At 38.8% G+C, this 25543-nt stretch carries 25 protein-coding genes and 2 pseudogenes; 23 read left to right on the top strand and 4 right to left on the bottom strand.

All coding sequences use genetic code 11. The features are described from left to right. Positions 1 to 171: 171 nt before the first annotated feature. Positions 172 to 432, bottom strand: a pseudogene (locus A3IA_RS12820) (transposase); the annotation flags it as partial. A 355-nt stretch (positions 433 to 787) separates the two neighbouring features. Between A3IA_RS12820 and A3IA_RS0110710 the strand changes: the two are divergent. From A3IA_RS0110710 to A3IA_RS13145, 8 genes and pseudogenes are all read left to right on the top strand, one after another. Beyond that, complete coding sequence (locus A3IA_RS0110710) at positions 788 to 1231, top strand: ASCH domain-containing protein (RefSeq protein WP_018381326.1); 444 nt, start codon at positions 788 to 790, stop codon at positions 1229 to 1231. Between the two features lie 1139 nt (positions 1232 to 2370). Further along, on the top strand, positions 2371 to 3339 hold the full coding sequence (locus A3IA_RS0110700) for a Gfo/Idh/MocA family oxidoreductase (RefSeq protein ID WP_018381324.1): 969 nt from the start codon (positions 2371 to 2373) through the stop codon (positions 3337 to 3339). Positions 3340 to 3469: 130 nt separating this feature from the next. Next, entirely contained in the window at positions 3470 to 4849 is a 1380-nt protein-coding gene (gene glmU / locus A3IA_RS0110695; protein WP_018381323.1) for a bifunctional UDP-N-acetylglucosamine diphosphorylase/glucosamine-1-phosphate N-acetyltransferase GlmU, read from the top strand. A gap of 132 nt (positions 4850 to 4981) precedes the next feature. Then, positions 4982 to 5530 (top strand): NUDIX domain-containing protein, encoded by a 549-nt coding sequence (locus A3IA_RS0110690; protein WP_018381322.1) that lies wholly within the window; start codon positions 4982 to 4984, stop codon positions 5528 to 5530. A 6-nt stretch (positions 5531 to 5536) separates the two neighbouring features. Continuing rightward, positions 5537 to 5833 (top strand): cell wall synthase accessory phosphoprotein MacP, encoded by a 297-nt coding sequence (gene macP / locus A3IA_RS0110685; RefSeq protein ID WP_018381321.1) that lies wholly within the window; start codon positions 5537 to 5539, stop codon positions 5831 to 5833. A 9-nt stretch (positions 5834 to 5842) separates the two neighbouring features. After that, positions 5843 to 6532, top strand: coding sequence for a 5'-methylthioadenosine/adenosylhomocysteine nucleosidase (locus A3IA_RS0110680; RefSeq protein WP_018381320.1), 690 nt, complete (start codon positions 5843 to 5845; stop codon positions 6530 to 6532). A gap of 48 nt (positions 6533 to 6580) precedes the next feature. Continuing rightward, positions 6581 to 6718 (top strand): annotated as a pseudogene (locus tag A3IA_RS13725) (DUF7448 domain-containing protein); the annotation flags it as partial. 254 nt (positions 6719 to 6972) lie between these two features. Continuing rightward, positions 6973 to 7113 carry a hypothetical protein gene (locus A3IA_RS13145; protein ID WP_018381318.1) on the top strand — a complete coding sequence of 47 codons (141 nt, stop codon included), beginning with the start codon at positions 6973 to 6975 and terminating at the stop codon, positions 7111 to 7113. Positions 7114 to 7195: 82 nt separating this feature from the next. Here the strand turns inward: A3IA_RS13145 and A3IA_RS0110665 are convergent, their stop codons facing one another. Beyond that, positions 7196 to 7843 (bottom strand): metal-dependent transcriptional regulator, encoded by a 648-nt coding sequence (locus tag A3IA_RS0110665; protein ID WP_018381317.1) that lies wholly within the window; start codon positions 7841 to 7843, stop codon positions 7196 to 7198. Between the two features lie 144 nt (positions 7844 to 7987). Between A3IA_RS0110665 and A3IA_RS0110660 the strand changes: the two genes are divergently transcribed. The 4 genes from A3IA_RS0110660 to A3IA_RS0110645 all read left to right on the top strand — a co-directional run bounded on the left by A3IA_RS0110660 (position 7988) and on the right by A3IA_RS0110645 (position 11532). Next, on the top strand, positions 7988 to 8926 hold the full coding sequence (locus tag A3IA_RS0110660) for a metal ABC transporter solute-binding protein, Zn/Mn family (protein WP_018381316.1): 939 nt from the start codon (positions 7988 to 7990) through the stop codon (positions 8924 to 8926). Positions 8927 to 9070: 144 nt separating this feature from the next. Next, positions 9071 to 9829, top strand: a complete 759-nt coding sequence (locus A3IA_RS0110655; RefSeq protein WP_018381315.1) for a metal ABC transporter ATP-binding protein — start codon at positions 9071 to 9073, stop codon at positions 9827 to 9829. Between the two features lies 1 nt (position 9830). After that, a complete protein-coding gene (locus A3IA_RS0110650) occupies positions 9831 to 10691 on the top strand; it encodes a metal ABC transporter permease (RefSeq protein WP_018381314.1) in 861 nt (286 codons plus the stop codon). After that, positions 10684 to 11532, top strand: a complete 849-nt coding sequence (locus A3IA_RS0110645; protein WP_039828182.1) for a metal ABC transporter permease — start codon at positions 10684 to 10686, stop codon at positions 11530 to 11532. Before A3IA_RS0110650 ends, A3IA_RS0110645 begins: the two co-directional genes overlap by 8 nt. 154 nt (positions 11533 to 11686) lie before the next feature. Here A3IA_RS0110645 and A3IA_RS0110640 read toward each other — a convergent pair whose 3' ends face one another. After that, complete coding sequence (locus tag A3IA_RS0110640) at positions 11687 to 12484, bottom strand: peptidylprolyl isomerase (RefSeq protein WP_018381312.1); 798 nt, start codon at positions 12482 to 12484, stop codon at positions 11687 to 11689. Positions 12485 to 12608: 124 nt separating this feature from the next. Here A3IA_RS0110640 and A3IA_RS0110635 point away from each other — a divergent pair, with 124 nt between their 5' ends. The 5 genes from A3IA_RS0110635 (at position 12609) to A3IA_RS0110615 (ending at position 18922) form a co-directional block, all read left to right on the top strand. Next, entirely contained in the window at positions 12609 to 13853 is a 1245-nt protein-coding gene (locus A3IA_RS0110635) for a CD20-like domain-containing protein (protein ID WP_018381311.1), read from the top strand. Between the two features lie 149 nt (positions 13854 to 14002). Next, entirely contained in the window at positions 14003 to 14659 is a 657-nt protein-coding gene (locus A3IA_RS0110630) for a YutD family protein (RefSeq protein ID WP_039828195.1), read from the top strand. A gap of 12 nt (positions 14660 to 14671) precedes the next feature. Then, the gene (locus tag A3IA_RS0110625) at positions 14672 to 15196 is read left to right on the top strand and encodes a VanZ family protein (RefSeq protein WP_018381309.1); all 525 of its coding nucleotides are present in this window, start codon (positions 14672 to 14674) and stop codon (positions 15194 to 15196) included. Between the two features lie 200 nt (positions 15197 to 15396). Continuing rightward, entirely contained in the window at positions 15397 to 17187 is a 1791-nt protein-coding gene (locus tag A3IA_RS0110620; protein WP_018381308.1) for an ABC transporter ATP-binding protein, read from the top strand. Next, a complete protein-coding gene (locus A3IA_RS0110615) occupies positions 17177 to 18922 on the top strand; it encodes an ABC transporter ATP-binding protein (RefSeq protein WP_018381307.1) in 1746 nt (581 codons plus the stop codon). The genes A3IA_RS0110620 and A3IA_RS0110615 overlap by 11 nt, the downstream gene beginning before the upstream one ends. On the opposite strand, the gene A3IA_RS12815 is transcribed toward A3IA_RS0110615, so the two are convergent. Next, positions 18896 to 19549, bottom strand: a complete 654-nt coding sequence (locus A3IA_RS12815; protein WP_026217682.1) for a prepilin peptidase — start codon at positions 19547 to 19549, stop codon at positions 18896 to 18898. The two genes, A3IA_RS0110615 and A3IA_RS12815, sit on opposite strands and share 27 nt — an antisense overlap. A gap of 93 nt (positions 19550 to 19642) precedes the next feature. Between A3IA_RS12815 and A3IA_RS0110605 the strand changes: the two genes are divergently transcribed. The 6 genes from A3IA_RS0110605 (at position 19643) to typA (ending at position 25540) form a co-directional block, all read left to right on the top strand. Further along, on the top strand, positions 19643 to 20104 hold the full coding sequence (locus A3IA_RS0110605; RefSeq protein ID WP_018381304.1) for a Dps family protein: 462 nt from the start codon (positions 19643 to 19645) through the stop codon (positions 20102 to 20104). A gap of 403 nt (positions 20105 to 20507) precedes the next feature. Further along, a complete protein-coding gene (locus tag A3IA_RS0110600; protein ID WP_018381303.1) occupies positions 20508 to 20720 on the top strand; it encodes a YqgQ family protein in 213 nt (70 codons plus the stop codon). Further along, positions 20713 to 21678 carry an ROK family glucokinase gene (locus tag A3IA_RS0110595; protein WP_018381302.1) on the top strand — a complete coding sequence of 322 codons (966 nt, stop codon included), beginning with the start codon at positions 20713 to 20715 and terminating at the stop codon, positions 21676 to 21678. Before A3IA_RS0110600 ends, A3IA_RS0110595 begins: the two co-directional genes overlap by 8 nt. Before the next feature lie 18 nt (positions 21679 to 21696). Next, on the top strand, positions 21697 to 22071 hold the full coding sequence (locus tag A3IA_RS0110590; RefSeq protein ID WP_018381301.1) for a rhodanese-like domain-containing protein: 375 nt from the start codon (positions 21697 to 21699) through the stop codon (positions 22069 to 22071). A gap of 474 nt (positions 22072 to 22545) precedes the next feature. Further along, positions 22546 to 23538 (top strand): aspartate--ammonia ligase, encoded by a 993-nt coding sequence (asnA, locus tag A3IA_RS0110585; RefSeq protein WP_018381300.1) that lies wholly within the window; start codon positions 22546 to 22548, stop codon positions 23536 to 23538. 160 nt (positions 23539 to 23698) lie between these two features. Further along, positions 23699 to 25540: a translational GTPase TypA gene (typA, locus tag A3IA_RS0110580; RefSeq protein ID WP_018381299.1), complete on the top strand. Its 1842-nt coding sequence runs from the start codon at positions 23699 to 23701 to the stop codon at positions 25538 to 25540. The last annotated feature ends 3 nt before the right edge of the window (positions 25541 to 25543 follow it).

Here is a 25543-nt window from a genome sequence, read left to right as displayed (position 1 = left end):
CAGGTCTTTTCAACATGGAGTTGCAAGCCGCCACAACCATATTTGTGGTTAATATGAAAAGGATTGTGGCTCTAATAAATCAAAAATAAGGAAAAGCAAAGAGGAATCTCCCCAATTATGAGATAGATTCCTCTTTTTTCATTTCAGTCAAACTGTAGAACTTTGACTTTTTCAGTGGGCTCTNAGATTGGTTCTCTCTTTTGTTGTGTTCAAAGCAAGGTAAATCCGTTTTTTGAAGTTTTCAAAGTTCCTAAATCCAAAAGCATTTCGCTTAATGACTTTAATAAGGTTGTCGGTCGCCTCTAGTTTGACGTTGGAATAAGGTAGTTTCAGAGCATTGATAATCTTCTCTTTGTCTTTTAGAAAGGTTGAAAAGACGGTCTTGAAGATGGGATGGACCCGTTTGATGGTATCAGAAATGAGATCAAAGAAGTGTTTCTCTTGCTTTTCTTGGAAAGGGTCGTACTTTGTCATTTTTCCTTGACAAGCAGGGCATTGCGGGGCATCATAATCTAACTTGGCATGATACTCTCTGTGAGTGAAGAACTTNTCAAATGTCTTTTCAAAAGTGATGTTAGGGTCTTTAATGTTGAGCGAATCTTTGATATAATCTAGCTGTTCCATATGAGTCTTTCTAATGATAGTTTTGTCGCTTTTCATTATAAGTCATATGAGACTTTTTTCTACATTCAAAAAGACTCCATAATCTCCGAGGGGAATTTACCCACTACAGAAATTATAGAGCCATTTTGCTAAAAATTTATTAATATGTGAAAAGGAGATCAAGATGAAAGCATTGGAAATGTGGCAAAAATATCAACAAATAAATCCCAATATTGGTGAGGAAATGGATGCTTGGGCTTTTGGTGCTGAACCGGATTTACTTGCAAACTTAGTTTTGGAAGGAACAAAAACAGCGACAGCATCGGCTTTTGATCTATATGAAGTTGACGATGAGCCACTGCCAAAAGCTGGAACTTATGATGTTATCCTAAATAGTCAGGATGAGGCGGTTTGTGTCATCGAGGTTACTAAAGTTTCAGTTCTCCCTTTTAAAGATGTCTCTAAAGAGCATGCTTTCAAAGAAGGTGAAGGTGATAGGAGTTTAGCCTATTGGCGACAAGTTCATGAAGCCTTGTTTAGGGAGTGGTTAGCTGAAGTGAATCAAGAATTTAATGAAAACTCCAAAATCGTTCTAGAGGAATTCAAAGTGGTTTACCCTAAAAAATAACAAAGAACTTGATAGGGGGAGACCGAAGGCAAACTTCTGAAAATGTGATAATTTGGGAAATCTTGCAGGGAGATGGCTAAACATTAAACTTTTATAAGTACTGTTATTTCAATGTGTTTTTATATACAAAGAAAAAAGATTGGGACTTGATAAAATGAACTTTTTTCTTCAGTCTGAGACAAACTTCAAGTGAGGTTTGTCTTTTTTCGTTATGTGACTTTCGGTGCTGGCTGGTGATATGGACTTATAGCCCTTGTCCAAGCCATCCGTTTGAGGGGGAGTGATCATCTCTTTTGAAAAAATGGTCTCTAAAGGGAACAAATCTGATAGTTTACCTCCTTGTTCTAAAAAGCACAAGGTCTTTTCCATCATTATTTTAACTCGTTTTTTTGAGTTTAAGCTCTATCAAAGGCAATCCCACCTCATCTTCTATGTTTGACTTGCCGATTTCTCTGCTCTAGCGCAAATTATAGTCAAATGAATTAACTTTCAGAACAAGAAACTGAGACGCAGATAATATTCGACACTCTTCGAAAATCAAAAGCATACCTTGTTGACTTGATGAGCGTCAGTTCTATCTGCTATCTGTGTCGCCTAGTCTGCTTTTGATTTTCATTGAGTATGAGTATTTGAGTAGGGCAAATCGAAAGTGACCATGTATCAAAGTTGATTTAAAGGACTGTAATATTTTTATTGGTTCCAAGGAGCTGTTTTTTCGCTGTTGCTAGAAATCCTTTCTTCTCCTCTGCTCTCTAATAGCCTTGCAAAGCTTCAAACAATACTTCCCAACGGACTTTGTGACAAACTTTTGAAGAGTTTTTCTCTCTCCATACAGCTAGCTTTGCACTCTTCAAAAATCTTGCTGACTTGATTTGATGACCTTCAGCCCTATCTATGTCGGGTTTGGCTAGTGTAATGTTGATTTTGATTGAGCGTTAGATAGGAACAAGCTACGCAGATTTGCGGGTCGTTCTTGCACTTCTGCTAGCCTGTCTCATGTGCTTTGATAACCTTCTTTTTTCGGATAAATCTAGTTTAAAAAAAGTTGTCTTCAGTCAGTACACGTCGGGTAGATTTATGAGCTATTTATTGATAAAATGGTGAGAAGAAAAGGATTACAGAAAGGGTGAAGTCGTTTTATGAAATTAGCATTATTGGGCACTGGTATGATTGTCAAGGAGGTTTTGCCAGTCTTAACAGAGATTGAAGGAATTGCCTTAAAAGCCATTGTGTCGACACCGAGATCTATTGAGACAGCGTGTGATTTAGCAAAAACTTATAACATTTCTCAAGCAAGTAGCGATTATGATGAGGTATTAAAAAATCCAGAGGTCGATACAGTTTACGTTGGACTTCCCAACCATTTGCATTATGACTATGCCAAAAAAGCACTGGAAGCGGGTAAACATGTTATCTGTGAAAAGCCATTTACCTTGCGTTTGGCAGAATTAGAAGACCTGATTGCTCTAGCAGAAGAGAAGGGACTTTTCTTACTGGAAGCCATTACTAATCAATATTTAGAGAATTTTACCTATATCAAAAAAGAGCTGGAACGGCTAGGCGAAATCAAGATTGTGAATTGTAATTACTCTCAATACTCGTCGCGCTATGACGTCTTTAAACGTGGTGAAATCGCTCCTGCTTTTGATCCAGCAAAAGGTGGTGGCGCTCTACGCGATCTCAATATCTACAACATTCACTTTGTTGTCGGACTTTTTGGACGTCCTGAGCGTGTTGAGTATCTGCCAAACATGGAGAGAGGTGTTGATACATCAGGGATTTTGGTGCTTGATTATGGCACATTCAAGGCAGTTTGTATCGGTGCTAAAGATTGCAGTGCTGACATTAAATCAACTATTCAAGGAAACCAAGCTTCTATGGCGGTGCTTGGTGCTACAAACACCATGCCAGAGATTAGTCTTACCCTAAATGGTCAAGAGCCAGAAGTGATGAACTACAATAGCGATCGCCACCGTATGCATGCAGAATTTGTCGCTTTTGAAGACATGCTAGCAAATGGAAAGGTGGATCAGGTGAAAAAAGCCTTGGATCATAGCCTATCCGTGATGAAAGTGCTAGAAGCCGCAGTAGAGAGCATGCCCTCTTAGTGCCAATAATCGTTTAATTCGTCAAGCTTAGTAGCTTGGCTTTTTTATATCCTTTAATTATGCTATAATAACTATCGTTTAAAGATGTATGAAAGGCTATCAGACTATAGGTCTGATGAGAAAAAACAAAATGACAAATTATGCGATAATTCTGGCTGCGGGTAAGGGAACTCGTATGAAGTCTGACCTTCCAAAGGTCATGCACAAGGTAGCAGGTATTACCATGCTAGAACATGTTTTTCGTGCTGTTTCAGCCATAAAACCTGAAAAAAATGTGACCGTCATTGGACACAAAGCAGAATTGGTCAAGGAAGTGCTTGGTGAACAATCGCAATTTGCCATGCAAACCGAGCAATTCGGAACAGGCCATGCAGTTATGATGGCTGAAGAAGAGTTGGCGGATCTTGAGGGGCAAACTTTGGTTATCGCCGGTGATACTCCCTTGATTACAGGTGACAGTCTTCAAAGTTTGATTGAGTATCATATCAGTCATAAAAATGTGGCAACTATCCTAACGGCAGAAGCTGACAATCCATTTGGTTACGGTCGCATTGTCCGTAACAAGGACCAAGAAGTGACCAAGATTGTTGAGCAAAAAGATGCGAATGATTATGAACAAGCCATTACCGAAATCAACACAGGAACCTACCTCTTTGATAACAAACGTCTTTTTGAAGCCCTTAAAAATATCAATACGAACAATGCCCAAGGTGAATACTACCTAACAGATGTTATCGGTATTTTTAAAGAAGCAGGTGAAAAAGTTGGTGCCTACAAACTTCGTGATTTTGATGAAAGTCTGGGTGTTAATGATCGCGTTGCTCTTGCGACAGCTGAAGGTGTGATGCGCCGTCGCATCAACCACATGCACATGGTTAATGGGGTTTCTTTCCAAAATCCTGATACCACTTATATTGATATTGATGTTGAGATTGCTGAAGAAGTTGTTGTGGAAGCTAATGTTACGCTTAAAGGTCACACTAAAATTGGTCGTGAAACAGTCCTAACCAATGGTACTTATGTCGTTGATTCAGAAATTGGGGCAAATGCTATTATTACTAATTCGATGATTGAGGAAAGTGTTTTAGCTGACGGTGTGACGGTTGGTCCTTATGCACATATTCGTCCAGGTTCTGAGTTGGCTAACAATGTTCACGTTGGAAATTTTGTAGAAGTCAAAGGGTCAAAACTTGGTGAAAATACCAAATCTGGTCATTTGACTTACATTGGTAATGCGGAGATTGGTAAAGACGTTAATATTGGTGCTGGTACCATTACCGTTAATTACGACGGTCAAAACAAATACAAAACAGTCATCGGTGACAATGCCTTTGTTGGCAGCCAGTCAACATTGATTGCACCGCTTGAAGTGGGCGACAATGCCCTAACTGCTGCAGGTTCAACCATTACTAAGGATGTTCCTAAAGATAGTGTGGCTATTGGACGTAGCCGTCAAGAAAACAAAGAGTTTTACGCTCTTAAATTACCACATCATCCAACTAAAAAATAAGTTATAGTCTTTTGAATTAACTTTGCTACATGGTCATTTTCGACTTGCCGTACTCAAGTACTGTCCGCGTCTTAGTTCCTTGTTCTGAAAGTTAATTCATTTGATTATAGAAAGTAGTTTTGAGGATTTATTATGGATTTTGAAGAAAAAACGCTAAAACGTGAAATAATTTTCGAGGGACACATCTTTACCGTAGCGGTTGATGACGTGGAATTGCCCAACAACTTAGGTCAATCTAAGCGAGAACTGGTCTTTCACAAGGGTGCCGTAGCAACACTTGCTGTTACCCCAGAAGACAAGATCATCTTAGTCAAACAGTATCGCAAGGCTATTGAAACCATTTCTTACGAGATTCCAGCTGGAAAGTTAGAAGTTGGAGAAGCGGGGTCTGAAAAAGAAGCTGCAGCGCGTGAGTTGGAAGAAGAGACTGGTTATGTCGGTGACTTGACTTTCTTGTACGAATTTTACACAGCGATTGGCTTTTGTAACGAAAAAATCAAACTCTACTTGGCAAATCATTTGGTAAAGGTGCCAAATCCACTTCCTCAAGATGATGATGAAGTCCTTGAGATTTTAGAATTAAGTTACGATGAGTGCATGGCGATGGTAGCTTCTGGTCAAATCCAAGATGCGAAAACCATCATCGCCTTGCAATATTACGCACTTCATATGGGGAAATAATCAGTTATGGGAAAACCATTATTAACAGATGAAATCATTGACCGTGCCAATCGTGGTGAAAATTTTGACGATTTCTACGATGATGACTTTGATGGGCAAAAAACAAAGGTAATTTCGACAGAGGAGACCTTTGATGCTTCCGCCAAAAGAGGATTCTTTTCATCTAAGAAGGATAAGCCTATCATCAAGAGCCGTCGAATTGAAAATGCCAGAAGAAATGCTTTTCAAGCTAAAATCAATCGTATTCTTTTGATTGTCATTCTGCTCATTGCCATTTTACTGGCAGCTATCTTTTATTTATAGAAAGTATTTATGAAAATTGGAATTATTGCCGCTATGGAGCAGGAACTGCGTCTTCTAGTGGAAAAACTTATGGATAAAACTGAGGAACGGGTTCTCGGAAATACCTATTACACCGGACATCTGGGAAATCACGACCTGGTCTTGGTTCAATCAGGTGTTGGAAAAGTCATGTCTGCCATGTCAGTGGCTATCTTGGCGGATCACTTTCAAGTAGATGCTGTCATTAATACCGGTTCAGCTGGCGCAGTAGCGAAAGGTTTAGCTATTGGTGATGTGGTTGTAGCTGACAAGTTAATTTACCATGATGTTGATTTGACAGCTTTTGGCTATGATTACGGGCAGATGTCCATGCAGCCCCTCTATTTTGAATCTGATGGTCAATTTGTGTCGGTTTTCCAAGATGTCTTAAAGAAAGCTGATGTCAATGCTCAAGTTGGTTTGATTGCTACTGGTGATAGCTTTATTGCTGGTCAAGACAAGATTGATGCTATTAAAGGTTACTTTCCTCAAGTCTTAGCTGTTGAGATGGAGGGCGCAGCCATTGCTCAAGCAGCAACAGCTTGTGGCAAACCCTTTATCGTTGTTCGTTCGATGAGCGATACAGCAGCACACGATGCCAATATCACCTTTGATGAGTTTATTATTGAGGCAGGAAAGAAATCAGCTGAGATATTAGTAGCATTTCTTGAAAAATTGTAACGAAAAGAGGTTGGATTAAGTCCATCCTCTTTAACTTATTCTAGTACAAACATAGTTACCATTTTCCATAATCAAAATCAAATAGCCTTAGCGGAATGCGAAGCAGATAATGGTAACGGTAGATTCTACTACAGTGTAGGTTCTTTGGTAATTGGTGATATTCATTTTCCAGTAGTGGAAGCATAGGAGGTTTATAATGTTAGAGTTATTTATGTTAATATTATATATAGGATTCGTTATAGCAAATATTTTTGTTTTGGTAGTTGGTGTAAAAGCCCTTATTGACTGGATTAATATGTGAATTATGGAAACTAAAGGTATATATATTGACTATCTAGAAGTTGAAAAAGAGGTTAAATATTTAGCATTTACTTACAATATTTTATCTGTAGACTCTTTTATGGAAGATGTTTTATCTATACTAGAGAGGAATGAGACTGATGTACAAAATAACAGAAGAGAAACATAGACAAGAGCTTGATTATTTACCTGATACTTTTAAAAATAAAAATCATGACTACAGTAATTCTTCTGAAACCTCTTTAAATTCATTTGGGTTTGTAGCTGGTATGGTATCCTAAAGAAACCTAAACAGGTTGAAGAATCTGTCTAAAATGGACTTTTTCTTCAACCTGACATTTTATTTCATTTGAAATAGGATTTTTAACATTTTTCAACAAATAATTGTTCAGTGACTATTGATGGGAGAATAAGTCTTTTTTGGTCCATACGAATAGTCATGGTTTGCGTAAAGGTATCTATTTTTTCAAGTTCAAATCTGTCGGATAGTGAGAGTTGATTTTCTTCAAGGTAATTTAGAAGTTCAAGTTGGTCATGATGTCTTCTGAGACTATAGGTGCCTAATTCAGTGACGTCAGCTAATCGGTTAGTATAGACTTCATTGAGACTTTCATCTTTTCGGGGGATACTACCTCCATGAGGGCAGGTCTCAGGGAAATCAAGGATTTTTTCTAAACGATCGATAAATTTATCAGAAACGCTGTGTTCTAAAATTTCGGCTTCTTCGTGTACTTCCTTAAAGCTGTAACTGAGGTTCTTAATTAAAAATAGCTCAATCAAGCGGTGTTTGCGATAAAGTTTGGAGACTAGGCGCATCCCTTTTTCAGTAACAAGATAACCTTTTTTTTTGTCTTTTGTGATCCAGTTTTCTTGGATCATTTTTTTGACCATTTCAGAAGCAGCTGGTGGCGAAACGTTCATTTGTGCTGCAATTTCTTTGTTGGTAATCTTAGCATTGTGTTCACCTAATTCATAAATGCGTTTGAGGTAATCTTCTTTATTTGGAGTCATATTACTACTTTCTTAATTCATATGTTGAATTAAGTATAGCAAAATTTTCGGAAAATTGTTGACAAAATGAAGATAAAAGGGTAAGCTATTTATAAAATTAAGTATACCTAATTTATTTAATAAACATATTTAAGGAGTTTTTTGATGAAAAAAATACTAAAAAGCCTATTGCTGTTAGGTTTGGTTTTTGTCGGTTTGACAGCTTGTAGCTCAAAAGAGAGTAGTCAAGCGTCAGGTTCTAAGCATAAGCAACCAGTTGTTACAGTTACAACCTCTTTTCTAAATGATATGGTAAAACAGTTAGCAGGTGACTATGTCAAACGTGAATTGATTATTCCTGCTGGTGAAGACCCACACCTTTATGTTGCCAAATCAAGTGATTTGAAGAAACTACAAAAAGCTGATTTGGTCTTGTATCATGGTTTACACTTCGAAGGAAAAATGGTGGATGCCTTAGAATCTAAAGGTAGTGCTGTTACTAAAGGATTTTCAAAAGAAGATATTGGAACCATGGATGAAGATGGTGAAAAAGTAGTAGACCCTCACTTTTGGTTTGATATTGACTTGTATAAAAAGGCAGTCAAGGAAGCCTCTAAAGAGCTTAAGTCACTGGTACCCGAGCATAAAAAAGAGATTGCTAAAAACACAAAAGAATACCTCTCAGACTTAGACGAGTTGGACCAATGGAATAAGGAAGCCTTGTCCGTCATTCCAAAAGAAAGTCGTTACTTGGTAACGCCACACGATGCCTTTAATTATTTTGCTCGTCGTTATGACTTCACCCTATATGCGCCACAGGGTGTCAGCACCGATTCTGAAGTGGCAAACAGTGACATGATGGAAACTGTTAACTTGATTAATGAACACCACATCAAAGCAATCTTTACTGAGTCAACAACAAACCCTGAACGCATGAAAAAATTACAGGAAGCTGTTGCTGCTAAGGGTGGTAAAGTTGCCGTTGTGACTGGGCACGGTAAAGAACTTTTCTCAGATTCTCTTGCACCTGATGGGCAAGATGGAGATACTTATATCGACATGTACAAACACAACACCAACCTTATCGTGGAATCATTAAAATAAAAGCGATTGAGAGAAAAATCAACTTCTTCTCAAGTAGTCATGCCGTTTGGACTCATCGTCGAAAAAACAAGTTGTACAATCATCTCGTCTCGACAACTCATTAGAAAGGAAGGGCACTCTGAAAAGAGTGCTTAACTATTATGTATGGAAACAGCTATTCAGATTAAGGATTTATCTGTATCTTATCAATCAAATCAAGCCCTCTCTCACCTAGACTTGGAGATTCCTAAGGGGAGTCGTACGGCTATTGTTGGTCCAAATGGGGCTGGGAAGTCAACTTTATTTAAGAGTATTCTTCAGTTGGAGAAGGCACAATCTGGTCACATTTCCCTACTTGGCAATGACCAGCCTTCTACTCAGTGGTTAGCCCAAAAAGTTGCTTATATTCCCCAAGCGAGTCAAGTGAATTGGCAATTTCCAGCAAGGGTTTTTGATATTGTTTTGATGGGGCGATACTCCTTGATTGGAAACTGGTTTAAGAAACCTGGGAAAAAAGACAAGGAAGCAACCTTACTTGCTCTAGAAAAATTGGATTTGTTAGATTTACAAAAACGTCAGATTGACCAACTATCTGGCGGACAGAGACAACGGGTATTCTTAGCTAGAGCCTTGGCTCAAGAAGCAGAATTATATCTGATGGATGAGCCGCTGGCAGGTGTAGACATCAAGACAGAACAGAAGATTATGGACATTCTTTGTGATTTTCAAAAAGAGAAGAAAACTTCAGTCGTTATTCACCATGATCTGCAAAGCGTGAGGAATTATTTTGATTACCTTGTTTGGCTAAACAGAAGAACGATTGATCAAGGAGACATAGAGCGAGTCTTGACGCAAGAAAATTATCAAGCGACCTATCAAGCCATATCAGAGTCACCATTTTTGAAATCAAGTAAGGAGGTTTGAGATGCTATCTGTTTTGATGGACTATTCTTTTTTAACTGTAGCCTTTGGAACATCGGTTTTTGCACTCGCCTCCAGTTTGCTAGGTTCGCTTAGTGTCTTGAAACGCCAAAGTCTTATTGGCGATGCTATTGGTCACGCTTCCTATCCGGGGGTTATCTTAGCCTTTATGGTTTTTGAATCGCGCAATCCGTTACTTCTGATGCTGGGAGCGATGGTGACAGGCCTAGTCTCTTATGGGTTGATTTACATCATTAACACTTATAGTAAGCAGAGCTTTGTCAATGCTCTATCCTTAGTATCAGCCTCGTTTTTTGGCTTAGGGATGGTACTTAAGAACCTTCTTCAAGGCAATCCTCATTACCAAAACGCTTCTCAGGCTGGACTGCAGACTTATTTATTTGGTCAGGCTGCCTTTATTCAGAAATCAGATATTTATTTGATTTTAGGCGTTTCTCTTTTATCATTAGGACTTTTCTTTTGTTTTTTCCAGCGTTTAACCCTTTATCTCTTCGATGAAGGCTTTGCCCAAGTTAGTGGTCTACCGCTAAGCTTGATAAAAGGAGGTCAAGTTATTTTGATGACAGCCTTAATTGCCGTTGGTTTGAAGGTGGTAGGTGCCATATTAATGAGTAGTTTCTTAATTGCACCGAGTGTCTTTGGTTTACTCTTAGGAAAGACCTATAAACAAAGCTTAGTTTTAGGAAGTCTGATGGCAATTGCTTCAGCTTTTCTGGGGAGTTTAATGAGTTCTAGTATCCGTGGTATGTCTACGGGACCTGCCATCATTGTTTGCATGACGTGCTGTTTAGGACTTGCTTTTTTCTGGTCTACTTATATTCGAAAGGAGAATCGACGTGTCTGAAGTGCTATTAATAATGATTGTCATTGCTATGTCTTGCAGTTTGATTGGCAATATTTTAGTTATTAGCAATCAAAGTATGGTTGCAGATGCCTTGTCGCATTCAGTCCTTTTGGGAATTGTGTTGGGCTTTTTTCTGACACAAGATCTAAATTCACCCTTGCTCTTAATAGGGGCAAGTGTCTTTGGGGTTCTGACGATTGTTGTGATTGAAGCCATTCACAGTCAAAAAATTGCACAAGATGCAGCGACAGGTTTAGTTTTCACGTTCTTTTTTGCATTGGGAGTCTTGCTGATTTCATTATTTGCTAGAAATGTGCATCTGGATTTAGATATGGTCTTGATGGGAGAAGTTCTGTTTGCTCCTTTTGTTAGAAGTCAATTTCTAGGAGTGGATTTGCCGTTTGCCTTACTTAGAGGGATCATACTTTGTCTTTCTCTTATGCTCTTTTATGCCTTATTTTTTCGACGCCTATCTCTTTATTTATTTGATAAAACACAGGCTAAACTAGTGGGAGTAAAAATTAGGTTACTGAAAATTTCTCTCATGTTTTTGGTTTCTCTGACGATTGTGGCTGCTTTTGATAGTTTAGGTTCTATTACAGTCATTAGTTTCTTAGTCGCTCCTGCCATGATAGCCAGCTTATGGGCACAGACTTTTCTGAATTTTACAGCACTTAGTCTCATTTCATCCATTCTACTGGCTAGTTTGGGATATTACTTGGGCATGCTGTTTGATGTGACAGTTTCTGGCATGTCGGCAGTGGTTGCTTTGACTAGTTTTCTAGCCCTTTTGTTAGTTAAAAACATCGTGGTTCTCATTTCAAAGAGAAAATCAATCTAAAAAAACACAGGTAGAACATGGTCCTAACACCATGTTCTACCTGTGTTTTTGATGATAAGTGCACAATTCAAAAAGTTATCTTTGACCTATCCTTGATAACCTCACCTTATATCTGTGGGTAGCAGGCTAGTCACAGTTTGATTTTTACTGAGTATTAGTTGGTTTTGGCTTCTTGTTTAATCGTAATTTTTTTAATCGTGACGTCTTCTTTTGGCTTGTCGCCATCGCCAGTTTCGACGGCAGCGATTTTATCCACAACATCCATACCAGAAATCACTTGACCAAAGACGGTATAGCCACCATCTAAATTCAAATTACCACCATCTTTGTAGGCCTCGATGATTGGAGCAGGATAGTCTCCTTCTTTGATTTGATTGGCTTGGTTGTTGGGATTTTGATTGATGAAAAATTGACTACCATTGGTATCTGCTCCAGCATTGGCCATAGAAAGAGCCCCTCTAAGATTGTAGAGGTATGGTGTGATTTCATTTTTGAAACCAGTGCCTGAGTCAATTTTAGCATCTTTGCCATTCCAAATTGACTGGCCTCCACTACCATCACCATTTGGGTCACCTGTTTGGATCATAAAATCTTTGATAACTCTGTGGAAAGTTAGACCATGATAGTAACCTTCTTTAGCATGGGTCATAAAGTTTTCCACAGCTAGTGGAGCGTATTTAGGGAAAAGTTTGATGTTAATATCTCCCATGCTTGTTGATAGGATGACTTGACTCTCATCTTTTGCCACCTTGTTAGATAGTTGAGGAAAGGCATCTTTTCCTGATTTCAACGCTCTTTGGATTTCTTTTTGATATTTTTCGTTGGTTTCTTTGGCTTGTTTCAGTGCCTCTTTTTGATTGACATAATCATCGCCCTTGAGGGTTCGCTCCACCTTGTCGCAACCTGTTAAAAAAGCAAGACCAATTAAACTGATTAGAAATAATTTTTTCATAGTAACCTCTATTTAACGGATGAATTAGTGAAATTATACCATAATTGCGGTTAAATTTGATGAAAAATCTATGGAAACGATTTTAATTATGATAAAATGTATGGGAAAGAGAAAGGAGATACTTATGGCTACAAAAGAAGAATGGGTAGGATTATTTGAAACTGTTGTGGGGCGCAAACCAACAGCAGATGAGTTTATGGCAGCTAAGGAGGGGGGATTTGACCCATCGCAAATAATGAGTATTGCTGGTTTTCATCAGAATCAGGCGGATTCAGCAAAAGCGACTCCAGGTAAGAATACAGAGGCAGTGACTCCTTCTAAGCAACCAATGGGCGGTGTTAATTCGCAGATTCCAAGTGCAAGCCAACCTGCAACTGGAACTACTAAATCATCCGTTGATATTGGCATGGTTTTAGCGATTGTTTCATTAGTTTTATCATTGATTTTCTTATTGGCAGCTTGGTTAACACCATTTGCAGTGACTTTCTTGGTGCTTTCTGTCTTAAATCTCATTTTTGCTGGAGTTGTTCTTTTCTTAAATCTTAAGAAACAAGGAAAGCTCTTATCTATTGTTGCAACGGCGGTAGCTGGAATGGTTCTTCTTTCTTCACTGGGTGCTTTGGTTTTCCATAATTCACAAGAAAATCAAGCTACTGTTGATGAACGAAAAACCAGTCAAAAAACTGATAAAGATGCAGCAGATGATTCGGATAATGATGATAAGTCAGATGGCAAGGATTCAAAAGATGCAGCTGATGATGACAAAGCAGATAGTACAGACGTTAATGACTATATTGATAAGAATGCAAAATTTGATTGGACGGAAAAGAATTTCACTGCCTTAAAATTTGCAGGTTATGATAGTAAAGAAGGGACTAGCCTAAAAGAAATTATCAAAGAACATGGTAAGGCAAATGATGCTGAGGTTTCAGGCAATGATTTGACTTTGACTTACGAATCAGGAACAGGTACAAACCGTAAGGAAGCACGTCTTCGTTTTGAAAAACAATACGATGGTCGCTTTATTTTATCTAGTGGTAGTGCTTATGGTATCAGTGAAAGCGTTAAAGTTAATAACAACTACAAATCAAATTGGACTAAAGCAGAGTATGACGAGCTAGCAGAAGGCGATAGTGAAACAGGTGATGGTGGAAGTAAGTGGACTGATATTCAGAAGAAATATGGAGATCCAAAAGATGCTTTTATTCACCTATCTAACTATGGAAATGGTTTTTCAAAAATGTTAGATGTCACCTATAGTGATTATGACTCGGATGATTCTAAGTTGTCCTATGTTGCCCTTGATTTTGTAGAAAAAGACGGCGAATACTACCTTGTTCATAAATACTCAGATCAGGATAACGATTAAGAAAAAGCAGGCTGATGCCTGTTTTTTTGATTGTGTGTCAAGAGATACAAAAACGGTTAAATAGTGTATAATAAAGATTATTTAAACAGGAAAATGGCTAAAAATGTTTTAAAAGAATGAACTTAGCTGATAACAAGAAAGGATTTGCCTTGCGAAAAGAAGTTTTACCAGAGCAACTTAATTATAATAAATTCCCGGGTCCTACTTTTCTTCATTTTGGTGACGTGGTTAAGAGTGAAGATGGGGCTATCAACTTTAAACTGCTTCAGAATGAGAAGAATGCCTTTAACCCAGAAACGTTTGGACAGCGTTTTTCAGAGCTCCTTTTGAAATATGATTACCTTGTTGGTGACTGGGCGAGCGATCAGTTACGGATTAAAGGTTTTTTTATTGATAATCATAATATCCGAAAATCAAGTCGACTGTCTAGAATTGATGATTATTTGAAAGAATACTGTGCTTTTGGGTGTGCCTACTTCATTTTAGAGAATGAACAGCCTGTGGAAATTGCCTTTGAGGAGGAAAAACTTCCCAAGCGCAAACGTAGCCGCAAACGCAAATCTACTAGAGCGATAGCGACTGATATTGCATCTTCAAAAGAGATAGAGAAACCTAGAAAAGCAAAATCACATAAAAACAAGCCCAAACAGTCCACGCTTTCAAAAGATAATGAGCATTTTTCAAGTCGAAAACGCCGACCAAAAACACAAGGTCAACAGCAAAAACAAAAGAAAGACAATTCAGTTAAGACCTCAGGTAAATCAGGTGGGCAAAATCAGCATTTTACCATCCGCAAGAAAAGTTAGGCTGATAGGACAATGCTAGGACATTTTTTAAACGAACAAGCTCAATTAAACGAAAACTATCGGAAGCCTATTTACGTTGCATTATTACTTTACGCATGCTTGATTGGCATCATGTGCTTTGTACCTCAATCATCAATAGCTGGCATTACAACACCCAATATCATTTATTTTGGTCGTTTGCGATTGCTCCTTGTCCCTTTCAATTCTTTTGTGAATTTCAATGAATTGGATACTTTTTGGGAAAAGTCTTGGGTTGTTGGGCAAAATATTGCCAATGTTTTTTTACTCTATCCCTTGGGGATTTGTATTCATCTGCTTTGGGATAAATGGTCAACACCACGAAAAGCCCTGCTATTAGGCTTTTGTGTGAGTGTCTTTATTGAAACAACCCAGCTTGTCCTAGACTTATTATTTGATTTCAATCGTGTATTTGAAGTGGATGATTTGTGGACAAATGCTTTAGGAGTATTTTTAGCCTATCTTACGATAAAGTGGTTAAAAAATAAGCGGTTGTCAAACAAGCATCATATGGCTTGATATGCTACAATTTAAAAGATAAAAAATTCTAATAGGGAAGTTTCGTCTCACTAAATGATCAAACTTATGAGAGAGTATGATGGTTATCAAATGATTCTTTGAACAGAATCAAATCTAACGCAAAAAAATGGGAAGTGGAGATATGCTCAGCATTACTGGGCTCAATCCACTCCCTTTTCCTATTGATAAAAAGGAGAGTTATGAAAAATAAAGAGAAAAAAGCTAGACCAAAGAATATTTTGATTCGGTTGGGTTGGTTCTTTAAATTTGAGAAAAAAGCCTATTTAATTGGAATTATTTCCTTAATTTTGGTTTCAGTGCTTAATTTAATTCCCCCGATGATTATGGGGAGGGTCATTGATAAGATTACAACACAAAGTTTACAAGAGTCAGCACTTCTGTGGAATCTCTTTCTGTTAGTTCTGGCGGCGGTTGGCATGTATGCCTTGCGGTATGTCTGGCGTATGTACATTTTAGGAACTTCCTACCGTTTAGGACAAATTATGCGCTCACGTCTTTTTGAGCATTTCACACGCATGTCGCCATCTTTTTACCAAAAATACCGTACGGGTGACTTGATGGCTCATGCGACTAACGATATTAATGCCCTAACACGTTTAGCAGGTGGTGGAGTCATGTCAGCAGTTGATGCGTCTGTCACAGCAGCAGTGACTCTTTTAACCATGTTTTTAAGCATCTCGTGGCAAATGACCTTGATTGCGATTATCCCCTTACCATTTATGGCTTATGCAACTAGTCGACTTGGTCGAAAAACACATAAGGCTTTTGGTCAATCTCAAGCAGCTTTCTCAGAACTCAATAACAAGGTTCAAGAAAGTGTAGCAGGTATCAAGGTAACCAAGTCTTTTGGCTATCAAGCTGAAGAGTTGGCTTCATTCCAAGAGATTAATGATATGACCTTTAAAAAGAACATGTACACTAAAAAATACGATGTCCTTTTTGATCCACTAGTTCTTTTATTTATTGGAGCATCCTACACTCTCACTTTGGTCATGGGATCTATTATGGTATCAAAAGGTCAAGTCACTGTAGGTAATTTAGTTACTTTCATTACCTATCTTGACATGTTGGTGTGGCCTTTGATGGCGATTGGCTTCTTGTTTAATATGGTTCAACGTGGAACGGTCTCTTACGATCGTATCGAAAATCTGTTGAATCAAGAATCAGATGTTCAAAATCCAGAAAAACCACTGCCAAGTATTCAGAACGGGGATATTACTTTTGACATTGATCATTTTGATTATGACGATGCTTCTTATACAACCTTAGAAGATATTCATTTCACCTTGAAAAAAGGTCAAACTTTAGGTTTAGTTGGCCAGACGGGTTCAGGTAAAACAACTCTCATCAAGTTACTTCTACGAGAGCATGACGTGACAGAAGGTCGGATTATCTTGGATGGACATAACATCAAGGATTATAATTTAGCTGATCTGCGTCAATTGACAGGATATGTTCCCCAAGATCAGATGCTATTTGCGACAAGTATTATCAATAATGTCCGTTTCGGAGACATTAATTTGGATATTGATAGAGTTGAACGTGCGACACAACTGTCACATGTTTATGATGATATTAAGGCCATGCCGGAAGGCTTTGATACCCTAATTGGAGAAAAAGGGGTATCCCTTTCTGGTGGTCAAAGACAACGTATTGCCATGAGTCGTGCGATGATTTTGGATCCTGATATTTTGATTTTAGATGATTCTCTGTCGGCAGTTGATGCTAGAACAGAACATAGCATTATCGAAAATCTAAAAGCAAGTCGTCAGGATAAGACAACTATTATTTCTGCCCATCGCCTATCAGCAGTGGTGCATGCAGACCTAATCTTAGTGATGCAAAATGGGCGTATCATCGAGCGAGGAAACCATGAAGAACTCTTAGCGCAAAATGGTTGGTACGCGCGCACTTATGAATCACAACAATTGGCTGAAGCAGTAGAAGAGGAGGTGGGTTATGACATCTAAAGGTCAACAATGGCAAGTTTTTAAACGATTAATTGGTTATTTGAAGCCTTATAAATTATGGACAATCTTGGCGCTAGCCTTACTATTACTCACTTCGGTGGTTAAGAGCTTGATTCCTTTGGTAGCTTCACATTTTATTGACCAATACCTTTCCAATATCACAAGTGTCGCAATCATGGTTTTGGTTGGCTACTATGGCATGTATCTTTTGCAGACGCTTATCCAGTATTTGGGCAATTATTTCTTTGCGCGTGTGTCTTACAGCGTTGTGCGTGATATTCGTCGCGATGCCTTTTCTAATATGGAAACCTTAGGCATGTCCTATTTTGATCAGACACCGGCAGGTACCATTGTCTCTCGTATAACGAATGACACTGAAGCTGTTAGCGAGATGTTTTCAGGCATCCTATCCAGCTTTATTTCTGCGATTTTTATTTTTACTGTAACGCTTTACACCATGTTAACTTTGGACGTGCGTTTGACAGGATTTGTCGTTCTCTTTTTGCCACTTATCTTTATTCTGGTGAATCTTTACCGTAAGCGTTCGGTAGTTATCATTGCTAAAACACGTGCCTTCTTGGGTGAAATCAATTCTAAGTTGGCTGAGAGCATCGAAGGTATTCGTATCATCCAAGCATTCGGGCAAGAAGTTCGTTTGCAAGAAGAATTCGATGCCATCAATGACCAACATTTTGAGTATTCAAGACGGTCAATGTCGCTGGATAGTCTCTTCTTGCGCCCAGCGATGAGTCTGTTAAAACTCTTAGCCTACACCGTTTTGATGGCATACTTTGGCTATCGTGGTAATGAGCTTGGTATCACGGCAGGTATGATGTACGCCTTTATCCAATACATTAATCGGCTCTTTGATCCGCTTATTGAAGTCACACAAAACTTTTCAGTTCTTCAAACCTCAATGGTATCAGCAAGTCGTGTCTTTGAATTGATTGATGAAACAGTCCATGAGCCAAAACAAGAGGCTCAAGATATTCAGATGATTGATGGCAATATTGAATTTAAGAACGTTTCTTTCTCATACGATGGGAAACGCCAGATTCTTAACGATATTTCCTTTAAGGTGAATAAGGGAGAAACGATTGCCTTTGTTGGTCCGACAGGGTCTGGAAAATCATCTATTATTAACGTCTTTATGCGTTTTTATGAGTTCCAATCTGGTCAAGTTTTAATCGATGGCATTGACATTCGCAACTACCCAGCTCATGAGTTGAAGAACAATGTTGGTCTGGTTTTACAAGACCCCTTCCTATACCATGGTGATATAAAATCAAATATTGCCATGTATAAAGATTTAACAGATGAAGAGATTAAAGCAGCAGCAGAGTTCGTAGATGCCGACCAGTTTATCCAAAAACTGCCAGACAAATACGACCATGCAGTTGCTGAGCGCGGTTCTGGATTTTCAACAGGTCAACGCCAACTTCTTGCTTTTGCAAGGACAGTTGCCGCCCAGCCTAAGGTACTCATCTTAGATGAAGCCACTGCAAATATTGACTCTGAAACTGAGAACCTCGTGCAAAATTCTCTCGCGAAGATGCGACAAGGTCGAACTACCATTGCCATCGCTCACCGCTTGTCAACTATCCAAGATGCGGATTGTATCTACGTTTTGGATAAGGGACATATCATTGAAAGTGGTCGCCACGAAGAACTCCTTGCTCTGGGAGGAACCTATCAGAAAATGTACCAATTACAAGCTGGTATGATGGAAGAGTAACAAAATCACATAAGCCAAACTGAGATAGGGGACAAATGCTAGTTCCCTATCTTTTTTACTGCTCAATATCAAAATACCCATGAGGGAAGCGATTTGAATAATCCATAAAATTTCTTCAAAAGACATAGCTAAGGAAAGCAGGGCAAGATAGAGAAAATCTCCGCTCCCCATTTTAATGTCTTGGATTTCAGCCAAAATGCCTAGAAGAATAAAGACTGATGTCACAGGCTGCCAATGATTTATTAATGCCATAGGGATAAAAATCATCAACCAGATGACTAAAGGAAAAGAATGTGATTTGAAATCGTAAAGAGACAAGCACAAGCTAGCTGCTAATAAGATGACTTGACTGGGGTTCAGGATTTGCCAAAAAGCTAGTAAGCTCAAAAGGCCGTAGCCTATTTCGATGAGGGCATAATGTATGGGAATGTTTGCTTGACAATAGCGACAGCGACTTTTGGTGAGAAGTTGAGAGATGATAGGAAGGAGGTCGTACCATTTGAGGCGGGTCTGGCAGGCAAAACAATGACTCGAAGGCGAGACGATGGATTTCTCGGGAAAGCGGTCAAGGACAAGCCCTACAAAGGAACCGATTGTGGCACCGATAAAAAAGATTAAGATAGTCATACCTTATTATTCGAAAATAAAATAGCTTTTTGCTTGACTTTTATTTAGAATGATTCTAAAATAGAGTTATAAAAAATAAAGGAGAACTTTCATATGGTATACGAAAAAACACAAATAGTTCTTAATCAAGCAGTTGCAGATCTTTCAAAAGCAGCATCAATTGTTCACCAAACACATTGGTACATGCGTGGATCTGGTTTCTTCTATCTACATCCTAAAATGGATGAATTGATGGACGAATTGAATGAAACACTTGATATTGTGAGTGAACGTCTAATCACTATTGGTGGTGCACCGTACTCTACTTTGAAAGAATTTGACGAGCATTCTAAATTAGTAGAAGAAGTGGGATCTTACGATAAGTCTATGACGGAACGTTTAGAAAAGTTAGCTGATGTTTATGCTTACCTTTCAGACCTCTTCCAAGAAGGTTTAGAGATTAGCGACGAAGAAGGAGACAACCCATCAAATGGCATTTTCTCAGATGCTCAAGATGCCGTACAAAAAACATTGTGGATGCTCCAAGCTGAAATTGGTCGTCCTTCAGGATTGTAAGAAATGAAGAGTGCTGTTATGAACAGTCCTTTTCTGCCATTTGTCAAGTAGACAGTAAAAAATTTTAAGCCACGGTCTTGGTTCTCAGTTTAAGAGGTGCAAGGTCGTTTGGCTTTTTTAAATCCCCTTGCTTATATAGTCAAATGAATTAGCTTTCAGACAAGGAACTGAGACGCAGACAGTACTCGCGTACGGCAAGTCGAAAGTGACGATGTATCAAAGTTAATCAAAAGACTATTTTCGAGTTTTTGATATGGAAAACAAGCCTTAAAATTTCGAATGAATACTGGTTTTTCCACTGTTTCTTAGAAGGGGAGTAGGTTACTAAGTTTTTTTGTGAGCGGAAGTGCAAACGATTGCGAAAAAACTTGAAAAAAGCCTCTAATTTTGCTAAAATTCTTCTATGAAAACTCTCTACGATGTCCAACAATTACTCAAACAATTTGGTATCTATATTTATGTCGGTAAGCGTCTTTTTGATATTGAACTCATGAAATTAGAATTGGCTAGGCTCCATGATAATGAACTGATTGAACGTGACCAATATTTACAGGCTGAATTGATTTTAAGGCGAGAACATCGTTTAGAACTAGAAAAGGAAGAGAAAAATGGGTAAAAAATTATTAGGCATTGATCTTGGTGGAACAACTATTAAATTTGGTATCTTAACAGAGGCTGGAGAAGTTCAAGAAAAATGGGCGATTGAAACCAATATCCTTGAAGATGGAAAACACATTGTTCCAGATATTGTGACTTCCATTAAACATCGTTTGGATTTGTATGGTTTAACCAGTGAAGATTTTATTGGCATTGGTATGGGATCCCCTGGTGCGGTCGATCGCGATAAAAAAACAGTTACAGGTGCTTTCAACCTTAATTGGAAAGAAACGCAAGAAGTGGGTTCTGTTATTGAAAAAGAAACAGGCATTCCATTTGCTATTGATAATGATGCTAACGTTGCTGCTCTTGGAGAGCGCTGGGTGGGTGCTGGTGCTAACAATCCAGATGTTGTTTTTGTAACATTAGGAACTGGTGTCGGTGGTGGTGTTATCGCTGATGGAAACCTTATCCATGGTGTTGCTGGCGCTGGAGGTGAGATTGGTCACATGGTCGTTGAACCTGATACAGGATTTGAATGTACCTGTGGTACGATTGGCTGCCTTGAAACGGTTGCCTCAGCTACAGGTGTTGTTCGTGTAGCCCGCCGTTTAGCAGAAGGTTATGAAGGGGACTCATCTATTAAAGCAGCTATTGATAATGGCGATAATGTATCAAGTAAAGACATTTTTGAAGCGGCTCAAAATGATGATAGCTTCGCCAACAGTGTTGTCGATAAAGTTTGCTTCTATCTTGGATTAGCAACTGCCAATATTGCAAACCTTTTGAACCCTGATTCAGTCGTAATTGGTGGTGGAGTTTCTGCGGCTGGCGAGTTCTTGCGTAGCCGTGTTGAAGCTAACTTCAAAAAATACACTTTCCCTCAAGTTCGCCAATCAACACAAATTAAATTGGCAGAGCTAGGAAATGACGCTGGGATTATTGGTGCAGCAAGCTTGGCAAGACCTGAGAACTAAGAAAGAGGTTGTTAGATAATGATTTGGATTATTTTAATTGTTGTCAGCTTGCTGATTCTCGCTTACTCAGCTTGGAACTATTTCCGCTTGAAAAAAGCTGCAACTTTTTTGGATAATGCAGAATTCACCCAGCTCATGCGAGTTGGTCAGCTGATTGATATTCGTGACCCTAGTCGCTTTCATCAAAAACACATTCTAGGAGCACGTAACTTTCCTTTTCAACAGTTTGAAGCATCACTTGGAGCTTTGACTAAAGAAAAACCAGTTCTCATCTATGATGACAATCGTGGGGCTTTGATTCCTCGAGTGGTAAATATTCTTAAAAAGGCTGGATTTGAACGTATCTATGTTTTAGAAAATGGATTTGACGGCTGGGATGGCAAAGTAAAATAATATAGAATTTTTTAAAAGGGCTATATTATTCAGATTGAAGGAAAAGTTCATTTTGTACTTTTTTTCTTCAATCTTTTTTTTGTAGCCAAAAACAAAAAAGCACTCAAAAAAGGGGATAACAAGGTTCCTAAAAGTTTATACTCATCCAAAATCAAAAACTAACTTTCTGTAACCATTGTCTGTTGACGATGATTTTTAATACTCTTCAAAAATCAAAAGCAGATCTTATTGACGTGATTTGATGGACTTTAGTTCTATCTGCATCGGCGTTACCTAGTTTGTTTTTGATTTTCATTGAGTATTAATTATTATCTGAATCCCTGCAAAATTTCCTCAATTATCACATTTTCAAGGGTTATCTACGTTCTGGAACTAATAATATAGCTCTTTTTTGTTAAATTTTAAGAATTATGCTGATATTTTTCGTGAAAAGTAGTACAATACTCTCATTATCAAAAAAGTAAGGAGAATGGTATGCAGAAAAGTTTCATTCATCAGCAAGAAGAGATTTCTTTTGTAAAAAATACATTTACGCAATATCTTAAAGATAAACTTGATGTTGTTGAAGTTCAAGGTCCGATTTTAAGCCGTGTTGGAGACGGCATGCAGGATAATTTATCCGGTATTGAAAACGCGGTTCGGGTTAATGTGAAATTGATTCCTGACGATGAGTATGAAGTTGTCCATTCACTTGCAAAATGGAAACGCCACACTTTGGCTCGCTTTAACTTTGGTGAAGGAGAAGGGCTTTTTGTTCATATGAAAGCTCTTCGACCAGACGAAGACTCTCTTGATCCCACCCATTCTGTGTTTGTGGATCAGTGGGATTGGGAAAAGGTTATCCCAAGTGGACAGCGTAATTTGGCATATCTGAAAGAAACTGTTGATCAGATTTATAAAGCGATTCGGTTGACAGAATTAGCAGTCGAAGCACGCTACGATATTGAATCAGTTCTTCCTAAGAAGATTACATTTATCCATTCTGAGGATTTGGTCAAGGCGTATCCTTTCATGACACCAAAAGAACGTGAAAATGCCATTACTAAAAAATACAAGGCAGTCTTTTTGATTGGGATTGGTGGAGAACTTAGTGATGGTCAACCTCATGACGGACGCGCACCAGACTATGATGACTGGACATCAGAGACTGAAGGTGATTACAAAGGTTTAAATGGTGATATTCTTGTCTGGAATGACCAGCTAGGTGCAGCTTTTGAGCTATCTTCTATGGGCATTCGTGTTGACCAAGAAGCCCTTCAAAAACAAGTTGCCATCACAGGAGATGAGGAACGCCTTCAATACGATTGGCACCAATCACTACTCAATGGTGACTTTCCATTGACCATCGGTGGGGGTATTGGTCAGTCTCGCTTGGTAATGTTTTTACTTCGTAAACAGCATATCGGTGAAGTTCAATCAAGTGTTTGGCCGACAGATGTTCGCAATGCCTTTGAACATATTTTGTAAATAGAAAATCAAAGCTCTGTAAGTTCATGTAATTTATGGAGTTTTTTCGCTGCAATTACCATAAATAGACGTGAAAACATTTACACTTGACTTGGTTCAGCTTTTTAAACATTTTTGTGATATACTTGTACAGTTAATAAAACATATTACAGAGGAAAACATGACAAATTTAAGAACAGACATCCGTAACGTTGCGATTATTGCCCACGTTGACCACGGAAAAACAACCCTTGTTGATGAGCTTTTGAAGCAATCACAGACGCTTGATGCTCGTAAAGAACTTGAAGAACGAGCAATGGATTCTAATGATATTGAAAAAGAGCGTGGTATTACCATTCTTGCGAAAAATACAGCTGTTGCTTATAATGACACGCGTATCAATATCATGGATACCCCAGGTCACGCGGACTTCGGTGGTGAAGTAGAGCGTATCATGAAAATGGTTGACGGTGTTGTTCTTGTCGTGGATGCTTATGAAGGGACAATGCCTCAAACGCGTTTTGTATTGAAAAAGGCGCTTGAGCAAAACCTTACTCCAATCGTCGTTGTTAACAAAATTGACAAGCCATCAGCTCGTCCAGCAGAAGTTGTTGACGAGGTTCTTGAGCTTTTCATAGAGCTTGGTGCAGACGACGATCAGTTGGACTTCCCAGTTGTTTACGCTTCAGCTATCAATGGAACATCCTCACTTTCTGATAATCCTGCAGATCAAGAAGCTTCAATGGCACCAATCTTTGATACTATCATTGATCATATCCCAGCTCCAGTTGATAACTCAGATGAGCCACTTCAATTCCAAGTATCTCTTCTTGACTATAATGACTTTGTTGGTCGTATCGGTATTGGACGTGTCTTTCGTGGAACAGTCAAAGTTGGTGACCAAGTTACACTTTCAAAACTTGATGGTTCAACTAAAAACTTCCGTGTTACGAAACTCTTTGGTTTCTTCGGTCTTGAACGCCGTGAAATCCAAGAAGCTAAAGCAGGTGATTTGATTGCCGTTTCAGGGATGGAAGACATCTTCGTTGGTGAAACGGTAACGCCGCAAGATGCGATTGAGCCACTTCCAATTCTTCGAATTGACGAGCCAACGCTCCAAATGACGTTCTTAGCGAATAACTCACCATTTGCTGGTCGTGAAGGTAAGCACGTGACATCACGTAAAGTTGAAGAGCGTCTTCTTGCAGAACTTCAAACGGACGTATCCCTTCGCGTTGAAGCGACTGATTCACCAGATAAATGGATCGTATCAGGTCGTGGTGAACTCCACTTATCAATTCTTATCGAAACAATGCGTCGTGAAGGTTACGAGCTTCAGGTATCAAAACCTGAAGTTATCATCAAAGAAATTGATGGTGTGCAATGCGAACCATTTGAGCGTGTGCAAATTGATACACCAGAAGAGTACCAAGGCGCTATCATTCAAGCCCTTTCTGAGCGTAAAGGTGATATGCTTGATATGACCATGGTCGGTAACGGACAAACACGTTTGATCTTCTTGATTCCTGCTCGTGGTTTGATTGGCTTCTCAACAGAATTCCTTTCAATGACCCGTGGTTATGGTATCATGAACCATACTTTTGACCAGTACCTACCGCTTGTTCCGGGTGAAATCGGTGGACGTCATCGTGGCGCCCTTGTCTCTATCGACGCTGGTAAGGCAACTACTTACTCGATCATGCGTATTGAAGAACGTGGTACCATCTTTGTTAACCCAGGAACTGAAGTCTACGAAGGAATGATTATCGGCGAAAATGCTCGTGAAAATGACCTAGGTGTTAACATCACAACTGCTAAACAAATGACCAACGTGCGTTCAGCAACGAAAGATCAAACATCAGTTATCAAAACGCCACGTATTTTGACTCTTGAAGAATCTATTGAGTTTTTGGATTACGATGAGTATATGGAAGTTACGCCAGAATCTATTCGTTTGCGTAAACAAATTTTGAATAAAGCTGCGCGTGACAAAGCAAACAAAAAGAAAAAATCAGCTGAATAAGAA

The organism is Streptococcus thoraltensis DSM 12221, from assembly GCF_000380145.1.
GTDB classification, from domain to species: Bacteria; Bacillota; Bacilli; order Lactobacillales; family Streptococcaceae; genus Streptococcus; species Streptococcus thoraltensis.
Note: the sequence above shows the minus strand (reverse complement) of the source record. Positions and strands in the feature narration are given on the sequence as shown.